The following is a 25,141-nucleotide window of genomic DNA, read 5'->3' as shown; positions in this document are numbered from 1 at the left end:
GAGTGTCTCTACAAATAGTAAACTCCGACTAGTGTGGATTAGAAGGCACCGCCTCCGCCACCTCCGCCACCACCAGAGAAGCCTCCGCCTCCAAAGCCGCCACTACCACTGTTCGAATTGATAGAGAAACTACTTACGCTATCTGAGGCAGAAACATAAGATTCTAGATAATTGACATTATTCATCATGATAAACGGTGCTGCTGAATAAGTAAACTCATCTAGAGATGGATTGCTGAGGTGGATGTTGTAACGTTTTAGGACATCACTTACTTTTTTCGCCTGTCCATAGAGTGTCGCATAAACCAAGATACGATTCCATAGGATGACAGATTCTAGCTCTGACTCTTTAAAGCTAGGAATACTCTTAATCATATTTTTAAAGCTATGCCACTGGTAATAGGTTGAAATTTGAGTTGCATCAAGACATCTCTGACGACGTCTTTTCACTAAGTACCAGAATAAAATCGTAACTCCTGCTATAGGTAGAAGACCAAGAATATAGTAAAAACCAAGTCCTGATCCAAAGGCAGCAAATAAGAACAAGGTTGAAAGAATACAAAGCACCATTGAAAGTACCAAAGCTGCTACTCCCAATAGGTTAAATGTCTTTTCTTTCGGACTAAAATCTCTATAAATGTTAGGAAGTCCAAGCGCAAATTCCTCTTTTTCTACGCCTTTTGCTACTTGATAGCCGTCATTAGTGAATTGATATTTGACACGTTTTCCTTGGGAACGTATTGCTTCACGCTCATAGCTTGTTCTAGCACTCTTAAATTGTTTTTCTAGAGCATCTTTATCAAGATAATAGCGCGAGAACATTTCCGTATCTCTAATTTCCATGCGACCATCAAACAACATATCCAAGAAAGACACTTCAAATGAAGAGAGACCTTCCTTTTCAATACGTGTCAGAATATTACTATCACCTTCTTGTCTATAGGTGAGATGACTTCTATCAATCAAATCAAGGATGGTTGCTTGCACCATATATTTGAACTTCAAAGGACCTGTTTCTTCTTTCAGTCCTGTTTTATCAAAAGACTGATTATAAACATTCTTAGCTAAGACCAAAGGTGCTAAATCTTGAGGGGCTTCATAAAGACGTGCATCTCGAGGGAAAGAAGGCGTTCTAGTGCTATAAAGAACAATGAGGTAACATAAAATACCAACAAGAACAAAGCTTAAGATTACAAGTGGCAAGGTGACATAAAATAGATGTCGAAACTTTTCTTTAGATTCCTTGATATCTCTTTCTTTTTTTAGAAAGTCTGCCTCATTCGTTTTATTTAATAAATAAGCCGGGTTATTTTCCCGTAAAGTACTGGTCATCGGCCAGTAGGCGTGTAATTCCAATTTACCTGAGGATGGTAAATTGTCTACATGAACCTGATAACCAGTAGAAGTACGCTTAACCTGTGGGTCTTTTCCGAAATAGCCGGTGTGGGCATAAAGCTCTCCCTGACTTGCATCTAGACCATCAACTGTGAAATCAACATGTCCAAATCCTTTATCCCAATCAGAGATAGGAAACCAATTTAAAACTGCAATATCTGAATATAGATTCAACAGGTGTTGGATTTGCCAAGTAACTTTGAGAACTACCCTGTCACCATCTGACCCTGAATTATAAACCTTGAGTTTCACCCCATCATTAGAGTCTGTTTTTTCTACGGTGATATCTGTCTTTTCTTTTCCATTTACGGTTGCCGAAACCTTAGGATCATCCATGATAGAATAGCCACCAATTTTCCCCAGAGTTACATACTGACCTTTATAATCACTATCAAAATCATAAGTCACTTCCTGAGTAAACGTCGCATTACCATCATCATGGATTGAAAGGTGACCTACATAGGAGGGCAGACTATACTCTACCTCATCAGCTCGGACATGTTGCAAAGACAGGGGCATAAAACAGGCTAACAAAAAAGTTAAAGCAAGGTATTTAACGAGACCTTTCAGTACTATTTTCATATTTTTGCTCCTTTTCAGATTAAAAAAGCAGGTGCACCACCAAATGACTCGATGTGCCCTGCTCTAATCTACTACTTAGGCTTGATAAACAATCTCACCGTCACAGATAGTGTATTTAACACTGCCCGTAAGCTCTTCGCCTACAAATGGTGAATTAGCTGCCTTAGACTTAAAGTCTGCTGTGACCTGACGTTTTTCTTTGTCTGCAAAGATTACGAGGTCAGCTGGTCCATTTTCAGCCAAATAACCAGCATCGAAGCCATATAAATCAGATGGGTTGCTAGTCATTACTTTCAAGAGTTCAGTCAAGCTTAAGTGACCTGCTTCAACCAAGTAGGTCAAACCAAGAGAGAGTGATGTTTCAAGACCAGTCATTCCTGATGGTGCTTTAGTCACATCAGCCACATTCTTTTCATCGGCATGGTGTGGCGCGTGGTCTGTGGCAATGACTGAGATGACTCCAGATTTCAACCCTTCGATAACGGCCTGACGGTCAGATTCCAAACGAAGTGGTGGGTTCATCTTGGCATTAGCACCTTTTGAGAGCAAGAGGTCTTCAGTCTTAGAGAAATGCTGTGGTGCCACTTCGGCAGTAACTTGCGCTCCAAGTTTTTGAGCAAATTCTACCACTTTTACAGATTCAGCCTTTGACAAGTGTTGAATATGAACGTGTGCTTGTGTATCATAAGCAATCATGACATCACGCGCAATCATACTGTACTCAGCTACACCAGTTGCCCCGCAAATATGGAATTCTTTTTTAGCAATATTTTCATTGAAACCGAGAATACCATTGAGGTCCGGATCCTCCTCGTGAAGGCTGATAAAGGTATTATTCTCTTTAGCTAGCTCCATGGCCTTTTTGACAATACCAGCATTGGTCAATGGAATACCATCATCTGAGAATCCGACAGCACCTGCTTCAAGTAAGCCCTTGAAATCAGTGATATTTTCACCATCAAAATTCTTTGTAATGGTCGCAACAGACTTAACATGGATATTTTCCTTAGCTGCTGGAGTCAAGACCTCCTCCAAGGTTTCCTTGTCTGAAATCGTTGGATTAGTATTAGCCATCATTACAACTGTTGTAAAACCACCTGCGGCAGCTGCCAAGGCACCAGTATGAATGTCTTCTTTATGGGTTTGACCTGGTTCACGGAAATGAACGTGAATGTCAACCAAACCAGGAGCTACCACAAGACCGGTCGCGTCGATGACTTGAGCATCATCAGCTTCGATATTTTCCGCAATCTTAACGACTTTTTTACCATCAACAAGAACGTCAGCTTGCTTATCCAAACCAGACTTAGGATCTACAACACGACCATTTTTAATTAGTAACATAATCTTCCAACTTTCTATTTTACTTCAACCAATCAATTGGAGATTGGCCTTGAGATTCAAGGTAGGCATTGGTTTTTGAAAAAGGCTTGCTTCCAAAAAAACCACGATAAGCCGACAAAGGACTTGGATGGGCACTCTCAATAATGGCATGCTTGGGATTTGTCACCAGTGCCTTCTTCTTACGAGCATAACCACCCCAAAGTATAAAGACAACAGGAGTATCCTTCTGATTAAGGACCTTTATAACAGCATCTGTAAAAGGTTCCCAAACCTGACCGGCATGCCCATTTGCTTGACCAGCAGGAACCGTCAGACAGGCATTAAGCAAAAGCACCCCCTGCTTGGCCCAGGATGTTAAATCATGGAAAGGTCTAGGGCCCAGATCTTCCTCTAATTCCTTGAGAATATTCTTCAAAGATGGGGGAGCAGGCAGACTATCGGGGACTGAGAAGGATAGTCCCTGTGCTTGATGAGGCCCATGATAAGGGTCCTGACCAAGGATTACCACCCGCACTTCTTCAAATGGGGTCTCCAACAAGGCATTAAAAACCTTGTCACGTGGTGGATAAACCGTTCCCTGGCTATAAACCTGGTTCATAAACTGATTTATCTTTGAAAAATAATGATCTGGCAGTTCCTCTTTCAGAAGCTTGTGCCATGTCGAATGTTCCATAAAAACCTCTTTTTAGACTGTTTTACACCCTAAATTATACCATAATTTGTAGGGAATATTCGGAAAATACTGAAAAAACACCCTGATTACTAGGCATTTTCTATAAAGTTTAAAAAATGAGTAACTCCACAAGTTTAAAGGGCTTACAAGCTTTAACTCGTTATAGTTTTATGCTATAATTTAAACTTGTATTTTAAGAGAAAAGGTAATCCTATGACTACGTATGAAAATTTAAGAGCAGCCAGACGAGGTCCCATTGTCAGTATCGCTGCCTACCTTCTTCTAACCATTGCAAAGCTTCTAGCAGGACACTTTTTAAACTCTAGCTCTTTGATAGCCGATGGTTTCAATAACTTGTCAGATATTTTAGGGAACGTGGCCCTACTCATTGGATTGCACCTAGCTAGTCAACCTGCTGATGCAGATCATAGGTTTGGTCATTGGAAGATTGAAGACTTATCAAGCCTAGTCACTTCCTTTATCATGTTCGTGGTAGGCTTCCAAGTCCTAATTCAAACAGTCCGAAAGATTTTTCTAAGAGAGGAAACTGTAGTCGATCCCCTTGGTGCAACCGTCGGAGTTCTTTCTGCTATCGTCATGTGTGGCGTTTACTTATACAATAAAGGACTTGCCAAAAAGCTGAAATCTAGCGCTTTGATTGCGGCCGCTAAGGATAATCTCTCCGATGCCGTAACTTCTATTGGAACGTCAATCGCCATTGTTGCAGCATCCTTCAACCTCACGATTATTGACTATATTACAGCCATTATCATTACCTCATTCATTCTAAAGACAGCCTATGATATCTTCATGGAAGCAACCTTTAGTTTGTCAGACGGTTTCGATGAGAGAAACCTCAAAGCCTATGAGAAAGCGATTCTTGAGATTCCAAAAGTCACTAAGGTTAAGAAGCAGCGTGGCCGTTCTTATGGTAGCAACGTCTATCTTGATATTGTGGTTGAAATGAATCCTGACCTCTCTGTTTACGAGAGTCATGCCATTACTGAACAAATTGAAGAGGTTCTCAGCAAGCGTTTCTCTGTCTATGACACTGATGTCCATGTAGAACCAGCTGCTATTCCCGAAGATGAAATTTATGGCAATGTCCTTCACAAACTCTCTCGCAATGAAAAGATTATACTGTCAAAAATTCCTGACTATGAAAATCTCTTGGCACCTGACTTCTACTTAATCGATGAAAATGGTCATCATCACACTCGTGAAGAAGTCATTGCTAATCAACAACCACTTCTCAATAACTTTGACAGCTTCAAGATGACATCTGTTAGTCAAAAAACGAAACTAATTAGTTATGAGTTGGGAGGAAATTTCCACACTAGTATCTGGCGTCGAAATGAAACCTGGTTCATGATTTACCATCAAGTGACAAGGATAAAAGATGAAAAGTAACGAGCAAGTAAGCTCGTTTTTTTCAGCTTTCAACTATATTTTGTGTAACATTCAAGCGATTCTAAAAATTACATTAAAATGCCGAATGTTAGGAAAACTCTAACTTTTATATGTTATAATGAAAGTGTTTGTCACTACTGAATTTAGGGTTTTGACAGGCAAATGTTATTAATAGATAAAAATAGGTTCTGCCAGCTACAGAACCCCCATAGATATTAAAGGAGACACATTGTGAAAAAGAAAATTGTTGCCGTCCTTTTAGCAGCTTGTCTAGCCCTAGCACCGAGTTTATCTAGTGCAGACGAATTGATGGATATCACACGCGCTGCTGGTTATACTGAAGCCACTGAGGCCTATCGCCCCAAATCAACCCTCTTAATTGATGGCAATACCGGAGATGTCCTCTGGGAAGAAAATGCTGATGAGGTGCGTGACCCTGCTTCTATGTCTAAGGCCATGACACTTTATTTGGTCTTTGAAGCTATGTCTAAAGGAGAAATTTCTGAAGATACTGTTATCACCGCTACTCCAACCGACCAAGCTATTGCCGATATTTACGAAATTTCCAACAACAAGATTGTTGCGGGTGTTGATTATACCGTTTCAGAACTCATCACTATGACGGCGGTACCTTCCTCTAACGTTACAACCGTGATGCTGGCCAACTACTTGACCAATAATGATCCTGATAAATGGCTAGACATGATGAATGAAAAATCTAAAGAGCTAGGGATGACCAATACCAAATGGTTTAACGCTTCTGGTGCCGTTGCTGTTGCCTTTAAAGGTTACTACAGTCCTCAACGTTATGATAACAACCAAACCAACCAAACAACTGCGCGTGATTTGGCTATCATGACCTATAACTTCATCAAGAAATACCCTGACATTCTCAAATACACTAGCAAACCTGTTGTCACAGTTAAAAAGGGAACACCTTACGAGGAAACCTTCGAGACTTACAACTACTCTATTCCAGGTGCCAAATACGGAATTGATGGGGTTGATGGGTTGAAGACAGGATCAAGCCCAGAAGGTGCCTTCAACTATATTGATACCATCAAGCGTGGTGATCAACGTATGATTGCTGTCATCATGGGTTCTGGTGATTGGTCTGACCAAACAGGTGAAGAAATTCGTCATACCTTTGGTAATGCTCTCGTTGAGAAAATGTATAAAGACTTCTCTTACAAGAAAGTTCTTAGCAAGGGTGAACAAGAAATCGACGGTAAAAAATACAATGTCGAAAAAGATGTCTACGCCACAGTCAAAAAAGGCAAAGACCCTAAAATCTCTGTTAAAGATGATCACATTGTCATTGATAATGGTCTGAAGACAGTATCACCTAAAATCAAGGCTACTTCTGTTAAGGCAACTAAAGTTAAGGGATGGTTCGATTTTGGAAGTAACCCAAAAGATAAAAAGGCTACTAAAGCAACAAATAATGGTCAACTCCCAGTTTATTTCTGGTTGCTATGCCTTATCCCAGTTGGTCTCATCTACTTGATTTACCTTAATGAAAAAGGACGTCGTCAAAAAGTCAAAGAACGTCGTCAAGCAAGACAAATCAATAAATAAAAGAAAGCGTGTCCATGACACGTCTTTTTTATACTCTATTCAAGGAAGTCCCCAAAGAATACTGATAAAATCACCCAAAACTATGCTATAATAGACCAGTATGACTTTTTTTACAAACATATAACAAAAATAGATTAATGGATGCCTTTTAAAAGAGCATATAAACATTGTTACTAAGGAGATTATTTTGAAAAAGAAATTGTTAGGACTCTTCCTGGTAGCTAGTCTAGCTTTATCTCCCAGTCTGTCGTCCGCTGACCAACTAGTAGATATAGCACAAAAAGCGGGCTACAAGGAAGCCACCGAGACCTATAGACCTAAATCATCACTTTTGATTGATGCAAATACTGGTGATATCCTTTGGCAAGATAACATTGATGAAGTACGTGACCCTGCTTCTATGAGTAAGGCCATGTCTCTCTACTTGGTTTTTGATGCTTTGTCAAAGGGAGAAATCAAAGAAGACACCGTGATTACAGCCAAGCCAATCGATGAGGCTATTGCTAATATCTACGAAATCTCAAACAACAAGATTGTTTCTGGAGTAAAATACACGGTTTCGGAACTTATCACTATGACCGCTGTTCCCTCTTCAAATGCAGCAACAGTCATGCTTGCCAACTATCTCAGTAATAATGATCCTGACAAGTGGATTGATCGCATGAACGAAAAGTCTAAAGAGCTCGGCATGACAAACACTAAATGGTATAATGCCTCTGGAGCTGGGGCGGCATCTTACAAAGGCTACTACACGCCTAAACGTTATGACAATAACCACTCTAACCAGACGACAGCTCGTGATTTGTCTATCATGGCTTATAACCTTATCAAACATCACCCTGAAATCCTTAAATACACTAGCCAACAGACAGTAACTGTCAAAAAAGGAACACCATACGAGGAAACCTTTGAAAATTACAACTACTCCTTGCCTGGTGCTGATTATGGCCTCAAAGGAGTCGATGGCCTAAAAACAGGCTCAAGTCCTCGTGGAGATTACAACTACATCTCCACATGTAAGCGTGGTAATCAGCGTGTCATTTCAGTTATCCTAGGCGTTGGAAATTGGGAAGACGAAAGTAGCGAAAAAATCCGCCATGCCTTCGGTAACTCCCTCATTGAGAAAATGTTTAAAGACTATTCCTACAAGAAAGTCCTAAGCAAGGGCAAACAAAAGATTGATGGTAAAAAATACGATGTCCAAAAAGATGTCTATGCCACAGTCAAAAAAGGACAAGAGCCTAAGATTAGTGTTAAAGATGATTATGTCCTTGTCGATAATGGTTTGAAAACAGTGTCACCTAAGATTAAAGCAAGTACTGTCAAGGCAACTAAAACTGGCTTCTTCCTCTTCTCTGGAGGTCAAAAAGAGAAACAAACAAGCAATAAGCATAACTTTATGAAACATTTTGCCTTGTTCTGCTTCCTCTTATTACCACTTTATGTCGTCTACTTGATTTTTATCAATGAGAAAAAACGTCGTCAAAAAGTCAACGAACGCCGTCAAGCTCGACAAATGAATAACTAAAAGAACGTGCTCAACAGAGCACGTTTTTAGTTGTCTCCAAGAAATGTTTTGAGATGAGACATCTCATTTCGCATTTGTTCCAATCCCTCTTGATAGATGGCCTCAAACTTTTCAGGATCCTTCTCCAATCGACCAACTTCAAGCGCATGCTTTGGACGAATGGCATAAAGATTTCCAGTTTTTTCCAAAGCCTCAATCTTTTCAATACTCTTATTGTAGTGGATATGGCGATTTGATGCCACATCAACGAATTCAGGATATTTGCGGTAAAAGAGCTTGTAGATTCGCTTACTCGTTTTAGATGGCTCTTTACGGTAGCCCTTAGGACGCGTCAGAACGACAATGAGTTTGTCAAAGCCCAAATTTTCCATAAAATCAATGGGAAGACTATCAGACAGACCGCCATCCATATAGCGTTTACCCTTGTACTCGACAATTTCAGAAACCAAAGGTAGGGCGGAACTTGCACGAAGAGCTTCCATCTGCTCAAAGACATGATCAATCTTGATATAGTCTGGTTTTCCGGTCTCAATATCTGTAGTAACCACATAGAAGGGAACACCCGAATCAGCAAAGGCCTCCTGATCAAAAACGTCTAACTCCATTGGAACCTTATAATAGGAGAACTCCTTATTAACGAAGTTACCGGTTGTCAGCCATGACCAGAAACTCATGTAGCGACGGTCTCCCATGAACCGTTTGTTGTAGCGCAGGGCTCTTTTGGGCTGGTTAGAAAGGTAATTAACACCAAAAAGCGCTCCAGCTGATACTGATACAACGCCGTCTACTTTGATTCCAGCTTCTAAAAAGGCATCTAAAACACCAGCAGTGTATAAGCCACGCATCCCCCCGCCTTCGAGGACTAAGCCTACCTTCATTCTAAAATCTCCTTCTTGATTGGTTTTGCTAGGACTTGATAACCTTGTGGACTCAAGTGTAAACCATCCGTTGTGTAAGTGTCATTTAACTGTCCCTGAGCATCTGTCAGGTAATCATAAAGATCAACATAGGTTACACCAGGGAGAACAGCCAATTGTTGATTAAGTTCACGGACAGTCGCATTATTTCGAATCTTAACCTTAGAAGCATATTGTGATTTTTCACTAACCGGAAAAATACTCAGCAAATAGAGCTCAGTAAAGAGGGATTCCTGACGAACTGTCATGATAATATCGGAAATACGAGTGACAATATCTCGAATGGGGTAGCCCCTTCCGATGTCGTTAATACCAATCAAGAGTACCAATTTACTGGGTTCCAAATCTAAAACTTGCTCTTTAAGGTGTTCTAAAAGCCAAACCGAGTCTGTTCCTGCAATCCCACGGTTTACCAAGGGCAACTCTCGACCTAAATATTTTTTCAACGCAAAAAACTCCGTGATGGAGTCCCCTGCAAAAACAATTTGGCCTTTGTCTAACTTTTGATTTTCATTCACAAATTTGGCTAAACGCTCTTCTTGATAGGCCACAAGCTCAGGCCTAGTTGTTTCAATCATACTTTATCCTTTTTTCTTAAATATTATACGCACTACCGTGATTAAAGCTAGGAAAATTCCAAATCCAAGAAATAGCCAGGCAAGATTTTCGAAGCCTGATTTATTGGCCAAAAGGGCACCGGAAAGTAGAAATCCCAATGTCAACAAGGCTAAAACCAGATTATTTAAAACTTTCTCAAAGACTTTAATTCGACCTGAAAAGTTAATAAAATCATGGTTTACTACAATTCGTCCGTTTAAAATCTGCTCCAAGAGCTGATGCAGGCGACGTGGAATATTTTTCCCATTGCGAATCAGATAAAAGAGTTCAATCAAGATACTCTCTTTATTCAGGGCCTGTTTAAGCATGTCAGGGCCCATATTTTCTAGGAAGTAATCCTTGGCTAAAGTCATCAAATCCATATTTGGGGCTAACTCTCGGAAAATACCTTCAATTTGAAGCGAAGCCTTCTCCAAAATGGTAATTTGAGAGGAAGCCTTAAGATGGTTCTTCTGGAAAATAGCCAGTAAATCCTCTAGCAAATCTGTCATGGACAGACTTCCCAAGTCAACACCAGAATAACGCCCCAGCATCTGCTCGACATCCTGACTTAGAACCGCACGGTTTAGACCATTATCAAACTGGGTGACTGACAAGATAGCCTTAGTCATGCCGTCAACATCCTGAGCAGTAAAACTATATAGGATGTCATTTAAGGACGCACGCATCCCCACTTCCAACTCACCCATAATCCCAAAGTCAATGAAACAAATCTTGCCATCACGTACCAAGAGATTACCAGGATGAGGGTCACCATGAAAATAGCCATCTTTGAAAACCTGCTTGATAAATGACAGCATTAGTTTCTTACCCACATCTTCCAAGTCATAGCCAGCCTCAATCAGTTGGCTGTAGTCATTAAGTGGAATCCCATCGATGTACTCTTCGACTATGAGGTGTGGCGTCGTAAAGGAATCATAGACCTCCGGGACACCTAGACAAGCAACAGCCCTGTTATTTGCCTTAAAACGCTTCATGGCCTCTGCTTCATTTCTGAAATCAAGTTCCTTAATTAGGGTTTCTCGCAGATTTTCCAAAACCTCCTGAACATCGACCATAGGTATAAAATGTTTTGGAATATGGCGTGCAAGCTTAATGAGAAGCTGAATATCTTCCTTAACGACCTCATCAATACCAGGTCGCTGAATTTTTACAATCACTTCCTGACCAGACAACAATCTAGCCCTATGGGTCTGAGCTACAGAACCAGAAGCCAAGGGCTCTTCCGAAAAATCAAGAAAACTGTCAGAAAGCTCACTGGGTAATTCTCTCCTAATGGCCGTCATGACTTCCTCTTTATTCAAGGGAGGAACTGAACTCTGGAGTTTTGATAATTCTCTGATATAGGTTTCTGGCAAGAGGTCAGAGCGCGTGGATAGGATTTGACCAATTTTAACAAAACTAGGTCCCAATTGCTCAAAGGCTTGGCGTAGCTTGATGGGTGTTGTCTGTTGGTCTTGAGGAAGGTGTTTTTCACGATAAGAAAGGAGACCAACTGACGAGAAAACCTTCAACACATGTCTCAATCGTTTACTTGCCATTTTAGTCTCCTTACATTTTATTTATTTTGACTGAGCAAAGCGTCAAGTTTTTCTTCAAGACGTTTCACGTCATCCTTAGTCGCATACTCAACTGAAGATTTCTTAGCATCAAGTTTATTCAAAAATTCTTGAGCTTCTTCTTTACTTTGACGTTTGAGCTCTTGTTCTAGTTCCTTACCTTCTTCAACAGTCAAACGCCCCTTTTCAACCAACTCTTTGACAAAACTATCAGCTTTATCTACTGTCATAGCAGTCAAGCCAATACCAGCCAAGAGAACTCTTTTCAAATCATTCATTATCGTTACCTCCATCTAAGTAGGAAAAGCAAAGAAATAGACTAGCTACTTCTTCAGAAAATATAAGAACGTTTTCACACTTTTATTCTACCACTTTTTCAGAAAATATGTGGAATAACATAAACAAAGTTATTGTGTATTAAAATACTCTCTTTTTACTCATGTCAACAGAAATCCAGATATATCAAAGTTGTACTTTAATACTAAAAAAGAATCTCGAATATTTTTGAGATTCTTAGTCATACTCTATTTGTAAAGGGCTTCACCATTACTTTCGATAACAGACTTATACCAAACAAATGATTTTTTCTTATAACGAGCCAAGCTACCACTACCATCATCATTGCGATCAACGTAGATAAAGCCATAACGTTTACTGAGTTCAGCCGTTGAAGCTGATACCAAATCAATTGGCCCCCATGTCGTATAGCCCCAAAGTTCTACACCGTCTTGAAGGGCTTCGCCAACTTGAATCAAGTGTTTTTGAAGGTAATCAATACGATAATCATCTTCAACTGTTGGACCATCTGGGCCATCAACGAGAACATCCTTGGCACCTAAACCATTTTCGACGATAAACAATGGCAACTGATATCGATCATAGAAGTCATTCAAAACTAATCGAAGACCGATTGGATCAATAGCCCAACCCCATTCAGATTTTTCAAGGTAGGGATTTTCGACACCACCTAAGATGTTGCCTTTTCCAACCTTATAGTCTTGCGGATTGTGTGCTGTTGCCACAGACATATAATATGAGAATGAAATAAAATCAACGGTATTCTTCAAGATTTCTTCATCACCTGGAGCAAATTGTATTTCAATACCATTCTCTTTGAAATAGCGTTTAATATAGTTTGGATATTTCCCACGCGCATGGATATCTGAGAAGAGATAGTTTTGATTTTCAAACTCGTGAACAGCCAACTGATCCAAAGGATTTGCTGTCATTCCATAAGCTGGCATGGCAAGAACCATACATCCAATCTTAAAGTCAGGGTTGATTTCATGACCGATCTTGGTTGCTGAAGCCGAAGCGACTAACTCATGGTGAACTGCTTGGTAAAGATCCTGTTTAGAGAGCTCTTCCATCGGAGTTGAAATCCCACCTGACATGAACGGTGCGTGTAAAACAGAGTTCACTTCATTAAAGGTCAACCAATATTTGACCTTATCTTTATAACGTGTGAAGACTGTACGAACATAATTCTCATAAAAACCAATTAATTTACGATTAGTCCATCCATTGTACCGACGCGCCAAGTTGAGTGGTGTTTCATAATGGGACAAGGTTACAAGCGGTTCGATGCCATATTTGGCCAATTCATCAAAAACCTTATCGTAGAAGGCTAGACCTGCTTCATTTGGCTCGGCATCATCACCATTTGGAAAGATACGAGTCCATGCAATTGACATGCGGAAGACCTTAAAGCCCATCTCTGCAAAAAGTGCTATGTCTTCTTTATAACGGTGATAGAAATCTATACCTTCTAGTTTTAGATTATCTGGTGTTGGTTGGTCAGTAATCAAAGGATTCAAGGCCCCGGGTTCAAAGGGAACACCGCCTTTTGGCGTTACATCCTGTACGGACAAGCCTTTGCCATCTAGGTTGTAAGCACCCTCAAACTGGTTGGCAGCTGTTGCACCACCCCAGAGAAATTCTTTCGGAAATGTATATGTCATCTTTTATCTCCTTGCATTGTTCAATTTACTAATAGTATAACACTTAGAAAACGATTACACTTATACTATCTTCTTGAAATCTGATACTATAGCACGAAAAAAACAGACCGAAGTCTGTTTTAATTAGTCATTACTTTCAAGAGCATTTGCTGCTTTGGCTTCTTCTCGCCTAACAACATTATCTTTAACAATCTGATATAGGGTTGCGGCTACTGGCACAGAAACCAACATACCTAAGATACCACCCAAGGCAGAACCTATGGTGATTGCGAAGATAACCCAAATACCAGGAAGTCCGGTAGATCCACCGACCACATAAGGATAGATGAGATTCCCTTCAAACTGCTGCAAAATAACCACGTAGGCAACAAACAAAAGCGCCAAGGTCACAGAATGTGTCATAATCAAGATGGTACCAATCGTCACACCAATATAAGCCCCCACAACTGGAATCATTGCTGAAAAACCAATCAGGATAGAGATAGTTGCAGCGTATGGGAAATTAAAGATAATCATCCCAATATAACACAAGGTCCCCAAAATACAAGCCTCAAGCGACTGATAGACGAAGAAATTACGAAATCGATTATTGAGAATAGCAACTACATAGTGGAAAGTCTTACCATAACGTCCTAAATAGACGTCTACCAAACGATTGACCTGATTCCCAAGTTTCTCTTTTCCAGCTAAGACATAACAAGAAAAGACAATACTGATAAAAAGATTAATCAAGGTTGATGGCAGACTCGTTAAAGAAGTCAAGAAACTGGTCAAACCATTCATGATTTGTTGAAGCAACTGAGCACTGTAGCTATTGATTAGCTCTCTAACCTGTGTCACACCACCAAAATCTTGAATAATTTTTTGCAAGGATTTGTTCTTAAGCAACCAATTAATCAAATTATTAATAGCTGAGCGGTCTTGACTAATTAAGGTGTTGATACTGTCAATCAAATCAGGAAGGACAGTGAATACTACCCAAGTAAAGACCAAGCCAATGGTTCCCAATGCCGAGAGCAGAGCAATAGGTCGCTTGATTTTAGCGATAAAACCAAATGGAATAAACTTGACCAGCAGCTTCTCATAAAAAGACATCAGGATATTTACCACAAAGGCAATCCCTGCTCCAACCAGGAAGGGCTGACTGGCAACGTAAATGGTGTTACAAATTGAAATAACTGTTTCCCAGTAAGTATAGATCAAGAAACAGCTGAAAAAGAGGACAGCCAACCAAATGAACTGATTTTTTGTAAATTTCATAGGCACTCCATAATTTAAAATACACTTCCATTATACACTAAGAAAGGGTTTCTTACTATCTTTGATCATGAAAGCCACTAAAATTCCACCAACTCTTGATCCGTTAAAGGATCAATCAGTTTGACAAAGTGAAAGTTCGATCCATCGTAATCAAAGACTAAGATGGCGCAATTGCCTGGACAAGACTGAAAGGTACGCTCCGGCTCCACAGCATGAAGAAAAGTCATCAAAGCTCCTGCGTGACTGACAGCCAAAATAGATTGGTTAGGATGTTTATCCACTATCTCTCTTGCACCATTTACCACTCGTTCTACAAACTGATCTTGACTTTCCCCACCAAACTGAGCATAATGGTCACCGAAATGCCCCTGAATTTGAATTTTAGGATGAAGATACTCCGGTTGCCCCTCAAAGATACCGAAGTGCATCTCTTTAAGTCCCTTAACACGTTTATAATCAGTACCCCCAGTAGCCAATTCAAGCGTATCAGAAGCTCTTTCAGTAGTCGTGCAGTAATACTGATCAAAAGTCAAACCATGTTTTTCAAAATAGGCACGCACCTGACGAGCCTGGTCCTGACCTTTTTCAGTCAAAGGGGAATCACACCAACCTTGAATTCGATTGAGTGTGTTAAAAAGTGTTTGTCCATGTCGCATTAAATAGAATCGTGTCATTCTTCACCTCCATAGATATACTCTTCTTCTACTGGATTATAAACTGAGACCAGTCCAAATTGACCTTGGTCATAAGTAAAGTGTAAAATACAACAATTTTTAAGACCACGAATATCTGGAACAGGATCTAAAACACGTCTACAGAATTGCAAAATAGATGGACCATGACTAACCAGCAAGGACTTAGAACCATCGGCCACACTCTCCATGATGGCCCTAATCGTCAACTCCATACGATCCCGGACCTGGCTCGTACTCTCGCCACCAAATTGAACAAAGTAATCACCAAAGCCTTGTCCATCAGGTAAGGTTTTAGGAGTAAGATACTCTGGCTGCCCTTCAAAAGCACCAAAATCCTGTCCTTTAAGCCCTTTAAGTCTTTCATAGTCTGTTCGTCCTGTCACAATTTCTAGAGTATCGCTAGCTCTCTCAGAGGTTGACGTAAAGACATGATCAAAAATTGGCTCTTGCTTGGCTAGATACTGACCAGCCTTTTTAGCCTGTTCAATCCCGACTTCCGTCAAAGGGGCATCGCAGACCCCCTGAAGCCTATGCTGAACATTAAATCGTGTTTCTCCATGCCTCATTAAATAAAATTCTTTCATAATGTTACCTCTAAACCAGAAATCGGATCAATCACCTGAAGAAGCTCCAATTGACCTTGGTTATAATCATAAACACAAATATTGCAATTCCCAAAACGCACTCCTTCAGGAAAGGCTAAGTCTATGGTAATGATTAATCCCCATAAAGCCGCCCCATGACTGACAAATAGGAGATTCTCAGCACCATCTTTAGTGTGTGCTTCTGCTTTCTCTAAGACAGTCTTTAAGACCCTCTGACCGACCTCGCGAATATCTTCACCACCGTATGGGACCAAAAGATCTTCAAAGGATCGTGAACCTGGTCGATGTTTGGGGAGGAGGTGCTCTGGTTGAGCTTCAAAAGACCCAAAGTTCATTTCTTTAATTCCCTTGAGCTGGGTTACCGAATAGTCAGGCGCCACAATCTTGGCCGTATCAGTAGCCCTCTCTTGCGTAGAGGAGTAGACAGCATCAAAAGAAATACCTTTCTTTGCGAAGTACTGCTTGGCTTGTTCTGCTTGCCAAATCCCATTTTCAGTCAAGGGCGAGTCACACCAGCCCTGAACTCGCTTTTGTGTATTAAATAGTGTCTCACCATGTCTCATCAAATATAACTTCATTACTCCACCATACTTTCTTTAAATCAATCCTAAATAATCTTCTAAGACAGTCAATACTCCTTGGTCTTTATGATGGGGAGCAATCTGATCAGCCACTTGTAAAATAGCTGGACTGGCATTTTCCATAGCATAAGAGCGACCAGCCATTTGCAAGAGCTCAAGATCATTGTCTCCATCACCGAAGGCCATGACATTGGACTCAGACAAGCCCCAGTGTTTAAGAAGTTGCTTGAGCCCCCAAGCCTTGTGCATGCCTTTTTGAATGAAGTCAATAGCACCAAAACCACTGGGAACAGCAACTAGATTGCCATCAAAATCACGATTAAAAGCCTGTGACACACGATTAGCCTCTTCAGGACTCAGCAACATGGTAATCTTGATGAAATCATCATCTAAATCCTCCAACCCATTCAAACGCTGAATGGCTGCTTCAAGGGCTTTTTGCTCTTCTTCTGTTATCATCTCAGCAAAATTGACCCTAGACCCTTTTAACATATAGGAGCCTTGAGCACCATTAAATATAGTTGGCCTATCCAACAAATCATAATTAAAATAGCTTAGCAAGTTTTCAACATCATTTGACGCCATAAACTCCTGACACAGAAGCTTGCCATAGCTAACCACCTGACCTCCATTTTCAGCTACAAAATGCAGTCGGTCAAAAGTCTCCGCAAGCATGGGTTTAAGGCGACTCATACTATTACCTGATGCAACGACAAAGTGCATATCACGCGCAGCCATGGCATCCAAAATCTGACTAAAACGCTCCTTATCATAGCTCCCTTTATCGTCTAAAAATGTTCCATCCATATCTGATGCAATCACCTTAATGGTCATAAAGCACCTCCTTGACTAACTTATCCCTATTATAACCCTTTTGGAAAACGCTTACCAGTACCATACTAGGAAAAACTGATACTATTCTTGGATATTTAATGGTCTTAGGATTGTTTTGTCAGCCTAGATTGTTTATAATTATAGTATGAAATTGAAGAATATTTTAAGAATACTATTTTCTCTTCTAATGATAGGTGCCATAGTTGGTGGACTGCTCTACCTCACCATCTATTTCAACAATCGAGATATTAAGAAACTTTCCATCCCATCAAATAAAGATGGATTGAACTTCACCATAAAGAATAAAGAGCTCTTAGATCAGTCTGTCTTACTTGAAAAAGGCAATATTAAAAATGTAGACATGCAGATTCTCTCCTTCAAGAAGGACGGAAAATATGTCCTACAAAAAGGAAGAACCGAAGATAATAATCCTGAACTCACAGAGCAAAGTATTAAGTACGAAGCTAAGCGACGTGAAGCTCTTGCTCTTATTAACTCTGGTTTTTGGTCTTACGAAGGGCTAGATCGTCCTTTCGCTCAAAAGGAAATCGAATTGGGAAAAACAGGCCTTCTATATGGAGATGATCAAAATAATATCACTGCCGGAACCTATCCAAATATCGACACAGCTAAAATGTTTACCCACATGGGAAGCAACGGTTGGAATACAGGTGCCTTTGGTATTCTCATTAAAGATAAAAAAGTAGATAAAACCTGGGAAAAAGGTGATCCTGACCAACCAAATGCTCGTTCCATTTACGTAGAGACCTATGATGGTATTATCCGTATTATCCAAACCTATGGCCACAACTCCCTCAATAAGGGCTTGAATCACGAAGACGTCTATAAGCTTTTAAAAAATATAGGCTACTCGAATATCCGTCTTGCCTTCCTACTAGATGGTGGTGGAACGACTCGTATGTACACGCGATCTGATAATGGTAAGGAAAAGGTTGCTGGTGCCTTTGTCGACAATAGAACCTATATTGAGTACCTCTACCTCACCAAGCGTGATACTAATGCTGCTGATCCAAATATATGGCGTGATCCAGAGCTCGTAAAAGCAGGTAAATCCAAGTCAATCACTTATGACGACTATATTCAAGCAATCTATTCAAATGGAAAAGTTCCAGGAACCCAATACCAGTTTGAAGTCTCCAAATAATGCAAAAAATCCTCACTAAAATGAGGATTTTTTATCTTATTTTAAATTGTTCAATGCAGTAAGTAGGTAGTGACCATCACGAATACCTTTACCGATACGCTTGGTATTTTCAACCAAATCTTGGTAATCAGTATCTGAAAGATTGTCAATTGTCGCCTTCAATTCATGAAGTGACTCTACTGCAATTCCACAGCCGTTCTCAAGCACAAAATGAGATAAGGCTGACTGTTTCCAAACGACAAGCGGAAATCCTGAGGCCAAGTAAAGTGATGCCTTGTGAGAGTTGTTATAGCGAAGGTACTCGCCGAAAACACCACTACATGTCTCAGCACTGTCGCCATCCCAGACAAGCCCAAAACCACCCTCAAGGGCTGCAGGAAGCTCATCAGGTAGGAAGGAACCAAAGTAGTTCTCATTCTCAAGAGCTCTGCTTTCGTCGAAGCCGACACCATAAAGGTTATAAGCAGGTTCTGCAGGAAGAGAGTAAAGATAACCAGCTTTTTCCTGAGCCAAATTACCAGCTACAATGATTGGCTGATTCTTAGTAAGACCCGTCTTCTCTTGGAAATTTGGAATCAAATAGTCGAAAATGCCAAGGCTAACAATCTTATCTGCCTCAACCCCTTTATCCACTAAAACAGATTTCATAATTGGATTGTGGGCAATGATACCTGTAACGTTACGGAACGTATCGCTTTCAGTTAATTTCATCCGTAACTTCATCCTAAAGGGTAAAGTTTTATCATTCACAAAACGAAGTGTTTCTAAATCATGAATTAGAAAATAGACTTTAACACCTTTGTTTTTTAGTTTTCTTAACAAATTGCTAAGAAATAAAGTATGATGTAACAAAGGAAATTGAATCACGATTTCATCATTTTTGTTTAAGAATTTAAAGGCTTTAGAATGTGCTCTATATTTATGAATCTGAGCATTTAGCACATTCATTTGATACCAGTCTTTAACCAAAACTTTTAATGGAGAATAACCCAATTTATTTAAAATTACTTCAACATCATTCCGTGCCTTATTTCCAGCATTTTTGACATTGTTATCGTGTAAAAATTCTTCTTTTAAATAGTATTTCATCTCTTATTTCTCATTTTTCAAAAGCTGATTTTTCAGGATAGTATTCATTCAAGATTTCCTTAAAACGAATGATATTCTCCTCTTTAAAGTCAACATCATCATTCACACAAAGTAGTTTTTTACGTCTATCTTTAAAGATAGATTCCAGCTTATCCACCTGATTCAAACCGATTGTCTCTCCGAAACTTTTAGACATAGGGTAAAACTGGTTACTTTCAATTTGCCAATGCTGACAGATGTATTGATTAACATCTACTCCATAGTCTCTAATTGGATTTCGCGATGTTTTATCTAAAGTTTCACCTTCAATTTCCCATAAATGTGCCAAGGTACTCTTCTTCATCGGAACAGGTAAATGCTGGTTCACGTATCCCGTAGGACCCCAAGGCAAGAGTAACAAGTTTTTCAAAACCAAGGAACCATAACGGAAATTAAAGAATTTCCATGGCGAAGACTTCAAAGCCTTCTTATTAGGAAAATGGCGATAAATTAATTCAACATTGTTGTGATAAGTATTCGTAAATGGTGACCAAGGAACTAAGGCATCATAAACAGCTAAAAGCTTAGGCTGACCATTTTTATAAAAATCTGAAGGTTGACTGTCTCTAATCAAGTACATATCATCATTGAAATACAAGTAGTTCTCCGACAATCCTTCAATACGATGAAGATTAAGCTCAATAGCTGCTGAATTATAGGTCGGTAGATATTCTTTAGGCATAAATTCCCTATGAGTAACCAATTTGAGTTTTGGATGTTCCAAATTCAACCAGTCTGGCTTTTGCCCATTGGTAATCAAATAGACATTATTTACCCAAGGAGCATGCTTTTCAATCATTCGGAACCAGTAATTAAAAATACCATAATCACGATAACGTTGCTCACCATCAATATCTTGGTTCAAATCAGAAACATTCTCAGTAACTGCTTGTTTCTCACGGATAAACTCTGGGGCACTTCCATCTACCCAAAGAACAACGATATCAATTTTTTCTTGTGTCATCTAGTAAATTCTTTCTCAACGACTTCTAGAGCACGCTCAATGACCACGTGCATGTCGTAGTATTTATAATCTGCAAGACGTCCACAGAAGATAACCTTGTCATTTTTCTCAGCTTCTTCTTGGTACTTAGCAAACATGGCATTGTTCTTTTCATCATTGATTGGGTAGTATGGTTCATCTCCACGTTTCCAATCAGCTGGGTATTCACGTGTGATGACTGTCTTAGGTTGTGTACCATACTCGAAATGCTTATGCTCAATGATACGAGTATAAGTAATCTCACGCTCTGTGTAGTTGACCACGGCATTTCCTTGATGATTTTCTTCATCCAAGACTTCGTGTTCAAAACGAAGACTGCGATACTCCAACTCACCATGTTTATAATCAAAGTACTGGTCAATCATTCCTGTAAAGACAACTTTTTCAGCTGAAGCTTCAAGCTCTTCACGATTGGCAAAGAAGTCAACTCCAAGCTCTACTTCTACATCTCCAAGCATATTTTCAATGATGACATTGTAACCACCGATTGGAATCCCTTGATAACGGTCATTAAAGTAGTTGTTATCAAAAGTCAGACGAACAGGGAGACGTTTGATGATAAATGGTGGAAGGTCTGTGGCAGAACGTCCCCATTGTTTTTCAGTATATCCCTTAATCAACTTTTCGTAGATATCTGGACCAATCAACTTGATCGCTTGTTCTTCCAAGTTTTTAGGCTCAACATCTTTCATATCAGCCGTTTGCTCAGCAATCTTGTCCTTAACTTCTTGAGGAGTCTTAGTGCCCCACATAGCATAGAAAGTGTTCATGTTGAACGGAAGATTGTAAAAACTGCCCTTGTAGTTAGCAATTGGTGAGTTGATATAGTTGTTAAATTCAGCAAATTGGTTAACATAGTCCCAAACCTTTTTGTTTGAGGTATGGAAAATGTGGGCACCATACTTGTGAACGTTAATACCTTCAACATCTTCACAGTAGATATTACCACCGATGTGATCACGCTTGTCAATCACTTTTACTTTTTTACCGCGTTTAGTTGCTTCGTGTGCGAAGATTGCTCCAGACAAACCAGCACCAACGATAAGATAATCGTACATATTTTTCTCCTTAGTTTTTCATTAACTGTTGTTTCAAGTCTTTCATATCAACGACACGTAAGACAATAATCAAGACGATATAAATGATAGCACCGACAAGACCATCTACTGCTACATTAAGCATAGGTTTAAATTGGACAAACATCTTAAAGACAAAGAGTCCAAGATACATGACAACTGATGCTAAGATGATTTTTGACATGGCTGGAAGGATAGACACATCTTTGATGAATCTCCTTGAAAAATTCAATTGAATAACCCATACCAAAGCCTCTGTTAAAACTGATACAATTGAGGCCCCGACAAAACCAAATGGAGGAATTAACAAGAGATTAAGTCCAACACTGACAACAGCCGGAATAGTCGTAGAGAGCATAAACTCACGATGTTTATTATGTGGAATCAAAATCTGTATTCCCATAATATTTGTCCAACCGATAAAGAACATCCTAAAGACCATAATAGCAATGGCCAGATAAGCCTCTTGGAAATCTTTCCCTAGGAAGAAACTCACAAAGTCCTTATTAACAATCAAGAGACCTGCTATTATCGGGAAAATCACAAGATTATAAATCAAGAAAGACAACTCATGCATCTTGTTAACGGCCTTATGATCTCCGCTAGATAAAAGACCAGATACCCTAGGAAGCATTACACTACCTAAAGACGTCACTAGTGTTAAGAGGATATTGATAATCTTCAATGCCTGGTCATAAATACCGACGTCATTGGTAGATGACAAGGCTCCCAACATCGTACGATCCAAAGTCACGTATAGTGAAATGGCAACCTGAGGGAGAAACAGCAAAATAACAGGTTTAAGATGTTTCTTAGCATAGGATAAATCAAATTGTGGTTCTCCAATGTAAGGTCTCGCTGGTAACCACATACTTAATTGCCCAAGCAATTCAAAGAAGGTCAATAGGAAAACATAGAGATACAAATCACCAGATGTTTTCACAAATAGGAAGATAGAAATAACTCCTAAAACCTTTACCGTTGTATTCCTAGCGGTAATACGACGAAAATCCTCCAAACCTTGGAATAACCAAGAAATATCCATTCCTTTCGATATCAAGCTTAATCCTAAGATATAAGCCACCATATTTTGCATACCAGGAAAGAACAAACATAATGATGTATACAAGACAAGAGACAAAATAGTCGCAATCAATTGGAGGGTATAAATACCCCAGAAATTTTTACGAATATCCTTTCGATGTCCTGAAATCTCTTTAGTACCATAGTTAGCAACACCTAAAGTCGCCAAAAGAATAAAGTAGGTCACAATCGAATTAAAGTAACCATAAGTACCTAAATCTTTAGAACTAAAAATCCTAGTAACATAAGGTGTCGTAATGATTGGTAAAACAATGACCAGTAATTGATAGGAAAGATTGTAGGCGTAATTTTTTAAAACTTTCATTTATAGTACCTTCATTTTATTTTCCTCGTCATTTATTTCTTTTATCGAAATTAAACTTGCGAATAATGTAAACATGAAGATGTTGTACCCTGGTCTAACCCAAAATGCTTCTATCATACAATTAATAGTTATCAGAGAAAGTAATGCGAGAAATAACATTTTGCCTTCTTTATAAAATCTCCTGGATGATAAAACATAAACTAATACAAGCAAGACTACAGGAACAATTCCATAGTAGAATAACATTTGAATATATGAGGAATCAACATAATTATAGCTGAGTACTGACTCTGTAGTACCTCCATAACCAATAAATTTTACATTATTAGTTCCAAAAAGATGTAACTTGTATGTATCAAGGGCATTTTTACCCAAAAAAAGTCTCATACTGAAGAAATCATTCAACTTAACAAAAAATGGGGAAGAAAAAGAAAAATGGGAAGACAAATAAAACATCAATGATGAAAAAATTGCCGCAGAATAGGGTAGTATGTAATAAACTTTAAATTTCTTTTCATTAGTATAGTACATTACTAAAAAGATAATTACAGCTACCAAAATAGACATAGAATTCAATCTAGCATCACAAAATTTGATAATAAAGGCTGATAAAGCTACTCCAACTGCCACCCTAAGCCAAATATACTTTTCTCTAAGTAAATATCCCCAAGCAATAAACAAATAAAAACAGTGTGAGGCAAAATCTGTAGGATAAATAAAGCCAAATGAATTTCTTATAACTAATCCAGAAGATCTAACTTGAGCAAATTGTAAATTTGGTAGAAGACCGATTAATGAAAGTAAGAATATACCTATGACAATTGAACCAGCAACAAACACATAAGTTTTTAAAATAACATCTACATCAACATCGTATAGTAGTAAAATCAATAATGAGTATAGGAGAAAATTGGTAGCACCAGTTTGTAAAAAAACACATAAACTTGTTACGATTAAAAGAATTCCTGAAACAATGAATAATATACTGAAATTTTTAATAAATAAAAACCTTAGTGACAACACTAATACAACACCAATCAAGAGAATAGTTGGTAACTGAGGGAGAGTTTTATTAAGAACCGAAGTCATAATAACATCGTACCCAACAATTAACGATAAGACCAAAATAACCAAAAGGTTCTCAAACTTAATTTTTAACATAATACCCTTTTACTGTTTATAAGAATAGCTAATTTATTTAAAAGCAATTTTACGTAAGATTGGATTCATTTTCATTTTTTCAATAAAGATGACTGTCCGAAATTTTTTTTTGGTGAGAAGATCAATACTCAATCTTCTAAGAAAAGAAGAAATATTTCGCTGTCTCAATAACATATTATAAGGACCAATGATTTGATCTCCATTCCCTGAAAAAATATTTTCAAAAGCTTTATTTGAAATAACGGACTGTAGTAATTCTATTTTTTCTTGTCTTTTCAACTTTAAATTAGAAATTTGAAAAACTGAACTTATGATAATTTTGGTCTTAATTTCCTGCATTAATGTAGCATCTTCTAATTGGAACTGTTCAAGCAATTTATGTAATTCTTGAAGTTCATCTAATTGAATTTCAATTCTCCTAGGATGAAAACTGGTTAATGCTGAACCACTTCTACCAGCAATATAATTATAGAGTGTAGAATCAATAAATAGAATGGTGTTTAAATGTCGATAAACTTGAAAATTGAATAATGTATCCTCTCCTATTGGCCTACTAGGAAATTTAATATCGTATTTTAAAATAAACGATTTGTTATATACTCTTGACCAAACATTATACATCATGTCAGTTTTAAATAAATCTACAAAACAACTTCTAAAT

The 25,141-nt window shown here is 38.8% G+C and carries 22 protein-coding genes and 1 pseudogene; 4 read left to right on the top strand and 19 right to left on the bottom strand.

Going from position 1 to position 25,141, the window contains the following annotated elements; translation table 11 throughout:
* Positions 1 to 38: 38 nt before the first annotated feature.
* The 3 genes from H7T93_RS08930 to H7T93_RS08920 form a co-directional block, all read right to left on the bottom strand.
* A complete protein-coding gene (locus tag H7T93_RS08930; protein ID WP_037600619.1) occupies positions 39 to 1,976 on the bottom strand; it encodes a DUF2207 domain-containing protein in 1,938 nt (645 codons plus the stop codon).
* Positions 1,977 to 2,051: 75 nt separating this feature from the next.
* Positions 2,052 to 3,320, bottom strand: a complete 1,269-nt coding sequence (locus H7T93_RS08925) for a dihydroorotase (protein ID WP_201041865.1) — start codon at positions 3,318 to 3,320, stop codon at positions 2,052 to 2,054.
* Positions 3,321 to 3,339: 19 nt separating this feature from the next.
* The gene (locus H7T93_RS08920; RefSeq protein ID WP_070438509.1) at positions 3,340 to 3,993 is read right to left on the bottom strand and encodes a uracil-DNA glycosylase; all 654 of its coding nucleotides are present in this window, start codon (positions 3,991 to 3,993) and stop codon (positions 3,340 to 3,342) included.
* 213 nt (positions 3,994 to 4,206) lie between these two features.
* Between H7T93_RS08920 and H7T93_RS08915 the strand changes: the two genes are divergently transcribed.
* The 3 genes from H7T93_RS08915 to H7T93_RS08905 all read left to right on the top strand — a co-directional run bounded on the left by H7T93_RS08915 (position 4,207) and on the right by H7T93_RS08905 (position 8,509).
* The gene (locus tag H7T93_RS08915) at positions 4,207 to 5,403 is read left to right on the top strand and encodes a cation diffusion facilitator family transporter (protein ID WP_084914546.1); all 1,197 of its coding nucleotides are present in this window, start codon (positions 4,207 to 4,209) and stop codon (positions 5,401 to 5,403) included.
* 231 nt (positions 5,404 to 5,634) lie between these two features.
* Positions 5,635 to 6,981, top strand: a complete 1,347-nt coding sequence (locus H7T93_RS08910; RefSeq protein WP_201041863.1) for a D-alanyl-D-alanine carboxypeptidase — start codon at positions 5,635 to 5,637, stop codon at positions 6,979 to 6,981.
* A 187-nt stretch (positions 6,982 to 7,168) separates the two neighbouring features.
* A complete protein-coding gene (locus H7T93_RS08905) occupies positions 7,169 to 8,509 on the top strand; it encodes a D-alanyl-D-alanine carboxypeptidase family protein (RefSeq protein ID WP_201041861.1) in 1,341 nt (446 codons plus the stop codon).
* Between the two features lie 26 nt (positions 8,510 to 8,535).
* Here H7T93_RS08905 and H7T93_RS08900 read toward each other — a convergent pair whose 3' ends face one another.
* From H7T93_RS08900 to H7T93_RS08855, 10 genes are all read right to left on the bottom strand, one after another.
* Entirely contained in the window at positions 8,536 to 9,387 is an 852-nt protein-coding gene (locus tag H7T93_RS08900) for a patatin family protein (protein WP_201041858.1), read from the bottom strand.
* Positions 9,384 to 10,004 carry an SGNH/GDSL hydrolase family protein gene (locus H7T93_RS08895; protein WP_201041856.1) on the bottom strand — a complete coding sequence of 207 codons (621 nt, stop codon included), beginning with the start codon at positions 10,002 to 10,004 and terminating at the stop codon, positions 9,384 to 9,386. Before H7T93_RS08895 ends, H7T93_RS08900 begins: the two co-directional genes overlap by 4 nt.
* Before the next feature lie 3 nt (positions 10,005 to 10,007).
* Positions 10,008 to 11,585 carry an ABC1 kinase family protein gene (locus tag H7T93_RS08890; RefSeq protein WP_201041854.1) on the bottom strand — a complete coding sequence of 526 codons (1,578 nt, stop codon included), beginning with the start codon at positions 11,583 to 11,585 and terminating at the stop codon, positions 10,008 to 10,010.
* 17 nt (positions 11,586 to 11,602) lie between these two features.
* Positions 11,603 to 11,881 carry a phasin family protein gene (locus H7T93_RS08885; RefSeq protein ID WP_201041853.1) on the bottom strand — a complete coding sequence of 93 codons (279 nt, stop codon included), beginning with the start codon at positions 11,879 to 11,881 and terminating at the stop codon, positions 11,603 to 11,605.
* Between the two features lie 246 nt (positions 11,882 to 12,127).
* Positions 12,128 to 13,564 carry a glycoside hydrolase family 1 protein gene (locus H7T93_RS08880; RefSeq protein ID WP_021144203.1) on the bottom strand — a complete coding sequence of 479 codons (1,437 nt, stop codon included), beginning with the start codon at positions 13,562 to 13,564 and terminating at the stop codon, positions 12,128 to 12,130.
* Between the two features lie 123 nt (positions 13,565 to 13,687).
* Positions 13,688 to 14,824: an AI-2E family transporter gene (locus H7T93_RS08875; RefSeq protein ID WP_070577199.1), complete on the bottom strand. Its 1,137-nt coding sequence runs from the start codon at positions 14,822 to 14,824 to the stop codon at positions 13,688 to 13,690.
* Positions 14,825 to 14,901: 77 nt separating this feature from the next.
* On the bottom strand, positions 14,902 to 15,498 hold the full coding sequence (locus H7T93_RS08870; RefSeq protein WP_037600597.1) for a histidine phosphatase family protein: 597 nt from the start codon (positions 15,496 to 15,498) through the stop codon (positions 14,902 to 14,904).
* Positions 15,495 to 16,103: a histidine phosphatase family protein gene (locus tag H7T93_RS08865; protein WP_201041851.1), complete on the bottom strand. Its 609-nt coding sequence runs from the start codon at positions 16,101 to 16,103 to the stop codon at positions 15,495 to 15,497. Before H7T93_RS08865 ends, H7T93_RS08870 begins: the two co-directional genes overlap by 4 nt.
* Positions 16,100 to 16,702: a histidine phosphatase family protein gene (locus tag H7T93_RS08860; RefSeq protein WP_201041849.1), complete on the bottom strand. Its 603-nt coding sequence runs from the start codon at positions 16,700 to 16,702 to the stop codon at positions 16,100 to 16,102. The genes H7T93_RS08865 and H7T93_RS08860 overlap by 4 nt, the downstream gene beginning before the upstream one ends.
* An 18-nt stretch (positions 16,703 to 16,720) precedes the next feature.
* Entirely contained in the window at positions 16,721 to 17,539 is an 819-nt protein-coding gene (locus H7T93_RS08855) for a Cof-type HAD-IIB family hydrolase (protein ID WP_110981302.1), read from the bottom strand.
* A 145-nt stretch (positions 17,540 to 17,684) separates the two neighbouring features.
* On the opposite strand from H7T93_RS08855, the gene H7T93_RS08850 reads away from it, so the two are divergent.
* The gene (locus H7T93_RS08850; protein WP_201041847.1) at positions 17,685 to 18,704 is read left to right on the top strand and encodes a phosphodiester glycosidase family protein; all 1,020 of its coding nucleotides are present in this window, start codon (positions 17,685 to 17,687) and stop codon (positions 18,702 to 18,704) included.
* A 36-nt stretch (positions 18,705 to 18,740) separates the two neighbouring features.
* On the opposite strand, the gene H7T93_RS08845 is transcribed toward H7T93_RS08850, so the two are convergent.
* From H7T93_RS08845 to H7T93_RS08820, 6 genes and pseudogenes are all read right to left on the bottom strand, one after another.
* Positions 18,741 to 19,793 carry a galactofuranosyltransferase gene (locus tag H7T93_RS08845; protein WP_201041842.1) on the bottom strand — a complete coding sequence of 351 codons (1,053 nt, stop codon included), beginning with the start codon at positions 19,791 to 19,793 and terminating at the stop codon, positions 18,741 to 18,743.
* Between the two features lie 10 nt (positions 19,794 to 19,803).
* The gene (locus H7T93_RS08840) at positions 19,804 to 20,796 is read right to left on the bottom strand and encodes a stealth family protein (RefSeq protein WP_021144211.1); all 993 of its coding nucleotides are present in this window, start codon (positions 20,794 to 20,796) and stop codon (positions 19,804 to 19,806) included.
* Positions 20,793 to 21,893, bottom strand: a complete 1,101-nt coding sequence (gene glf / locus H7T93_RS08835) for a UDP-galactopyranose mutase (RefSeq protein WP_201041841.1) — start codon at positions 21,891 to 21,893, stop codon at positions 20,793 to 20,795. Before glf ends, H7T93_RS08840 begins: the two co-directional genes overlap by 4 nt.
* Positions 21,894 to 21,903: 10 nt before the next feature.
* Entirely contained in the window at positions 21,904 to 23,319 is a 1,416-nt protein-coding gene (locus tag H7T93_RS08830) for a flippase (RefSeq protein ID WP_201041840.1), read from the bottom strand.
* Entirely contained in the window at positions 23,320 to 24,480 is a 1,161-nt protein-coding gene (locus tag H7T93_RS08825) for a polysaccharide polymerase (protein WP_201041839.1), read from the bottom strand.
* 33 nt (positions 24,481 to 24,513) lie between these two features.
* Positions 24,514 to 25,141: pseudogene (locus tag H7T93_RS08820) on the bottom strand (glycosyltransferase family 2 protein); the annotation flags it as partial.

Source organism: Streptococcus sp. 9.1, assembly GCF_016648815.1.
Lineage (GTDB): Bacteria > Bacillota > Bacilli > Lactobacillales > Streptococcaceae > Streptococcus > Streptococcus salivarius_E.
Note: the sequence above shows the minus strand (reverse complement) of the source record. Positions and strands in the feature narration are given on the sequence as shown.

Bases quoted from the DNA above. Each gene is read 5' to 3' on its own strand.
- H7T93_RS08930 (WP_037600619.1), bottom strand. From the start codon at position 1,976: ATGAAAATAGTACTGAAAGGTCTCGTTAAATACCTTGCTTTAACTTTT.
- H7T93_RS08925 (WP_201041865.1), bottom strand. From the start codon at position 3,320: ATGTTACTAATTAAAAATGGTCGTGTTGTAGATCCTAAGTCTGGTTTG.
- H7T93_RS08920 (WP_070438509.1), bottom strand. From the start codon at position 3,993: ATGGAACATTCGACATGGCACAAGCTTCTGAAAGAGGAACTGCCAGAT.
- H7T93_RS08915 (WP_084914546.1), top strand. From the start codon at position 4,207: ATGACTACGTATGAAAATTTAAGAGCAGCCAGACGAGGTCCCATTGTC.
- H7T93_RS08900 (WP_201041858.1), bottom strand. From the start codon at position 9,387: ATGAAGGTAGGCTTAGTCCTCGAAGGCGGGGGGATGCGTGGCTTATAC.
- H7T93_RS08895 (WP_201041856.1), bottom strand. From the start codon at position 10,004: ATGATTGAAACAACTAGGCCTGAGCTTGTGGCCTATCAAGAAGAGCGT.
- H7T93_RS08890 (WP_201041854.1), bottom strand. From the start codon at position 11,585: ATGGCAAGTAAACGATTGAGACATGTGTTGAAGGTTTTCTCGTCAGTT.
- H7T93_RS08885 (WP_201041853.1), bottom strand. From the start codon at position 11,881: ATGAATGATTTGAAAAGAGTTCTCTTGGCTGGTATTGGCTTGACTGCT.
- H7T93_RS08880 (WP_021144203.1), bottom strand. From the start codon at position 13,564: ATGACATATACATTTCCGAAAGAATTTCTCTGGGGTGGTGCAACAGCT.
- H7T93_RS08875 (WP_070577199.1), bottom strand. From the start codon at position 14,824: ATGAAATTTACAAAAAATCAGTTCATTTGGTTGGCTGTCCTCTTTTTC.
- H7T93_RS08870 (WP_037600597.1), bottom strand. From the start codon at position 15,498: ATGACACGATTCTATTTAATGCGACATGGACAAACACTTTTTAACACA.
- H7T93_RS08865 (WP_201041851.1), bottom strand. From the start codon at position 16,103: ATGAAAGAATTTTATTTAATGAGGCATGGAGAAACACGATTTAATGTT.
- H7T93_RS08860 (WP_201041849.1), bottom strand. From the start codon at position 16,702: ATGAAGTTATATTTGATGAGACATGGTGAGACACTATTTAATACACAA.
- H7T93_RS08855 (WP_110981302.1), bottom strand. From the start codon at position 17,539: ATGACCATTAAGGTGATTGCATCAGATATGGATGGAACATTTTTAGAC.
- H7T93_RS08850 (WP_201041847.1), top strand. From the start codon at position 17,685: ATGAAATTGAAGAATATTTTAAGAATACTATTTTCTCTTCTAATGATA.
- H7T93_RS08845 (WP_201041842.1), bottom strand. From the start codon at position 19,793: ATGAAATACTATTTAAAAGAAGAATTTTTACACGATAACAATGTCAAA.
- H7T93_RS08840 (WP_021144211.1), bottom strand. From the start codon at position 20,796: ATGACACAAGAAAAAATTGATATCGTTGTTCTTTGGGTAGATGGAAGT.
- glf (WP_201041841.1), bottom strand. From the start codon at position 21,893: ATGTACGATTATCTTATCGTTGGTGCTGGTTTGTCTGGAGCAATCTTC.
- H7T93_RS08830 (WP_201041840.1), bottom strand. From the start codon at position 23,319: ATGAAAGTTTTAAAAAATTACGCCTACAATCTTTCCTATCAATTACTG.
- H7T93_RS08825 (WP_201041839.1), bottom strand. From the start codon at position 24,480: ATGTTAAAAATTAAGTTTGAGAACCTTTTGGTTATTTTGGTCTTATCG.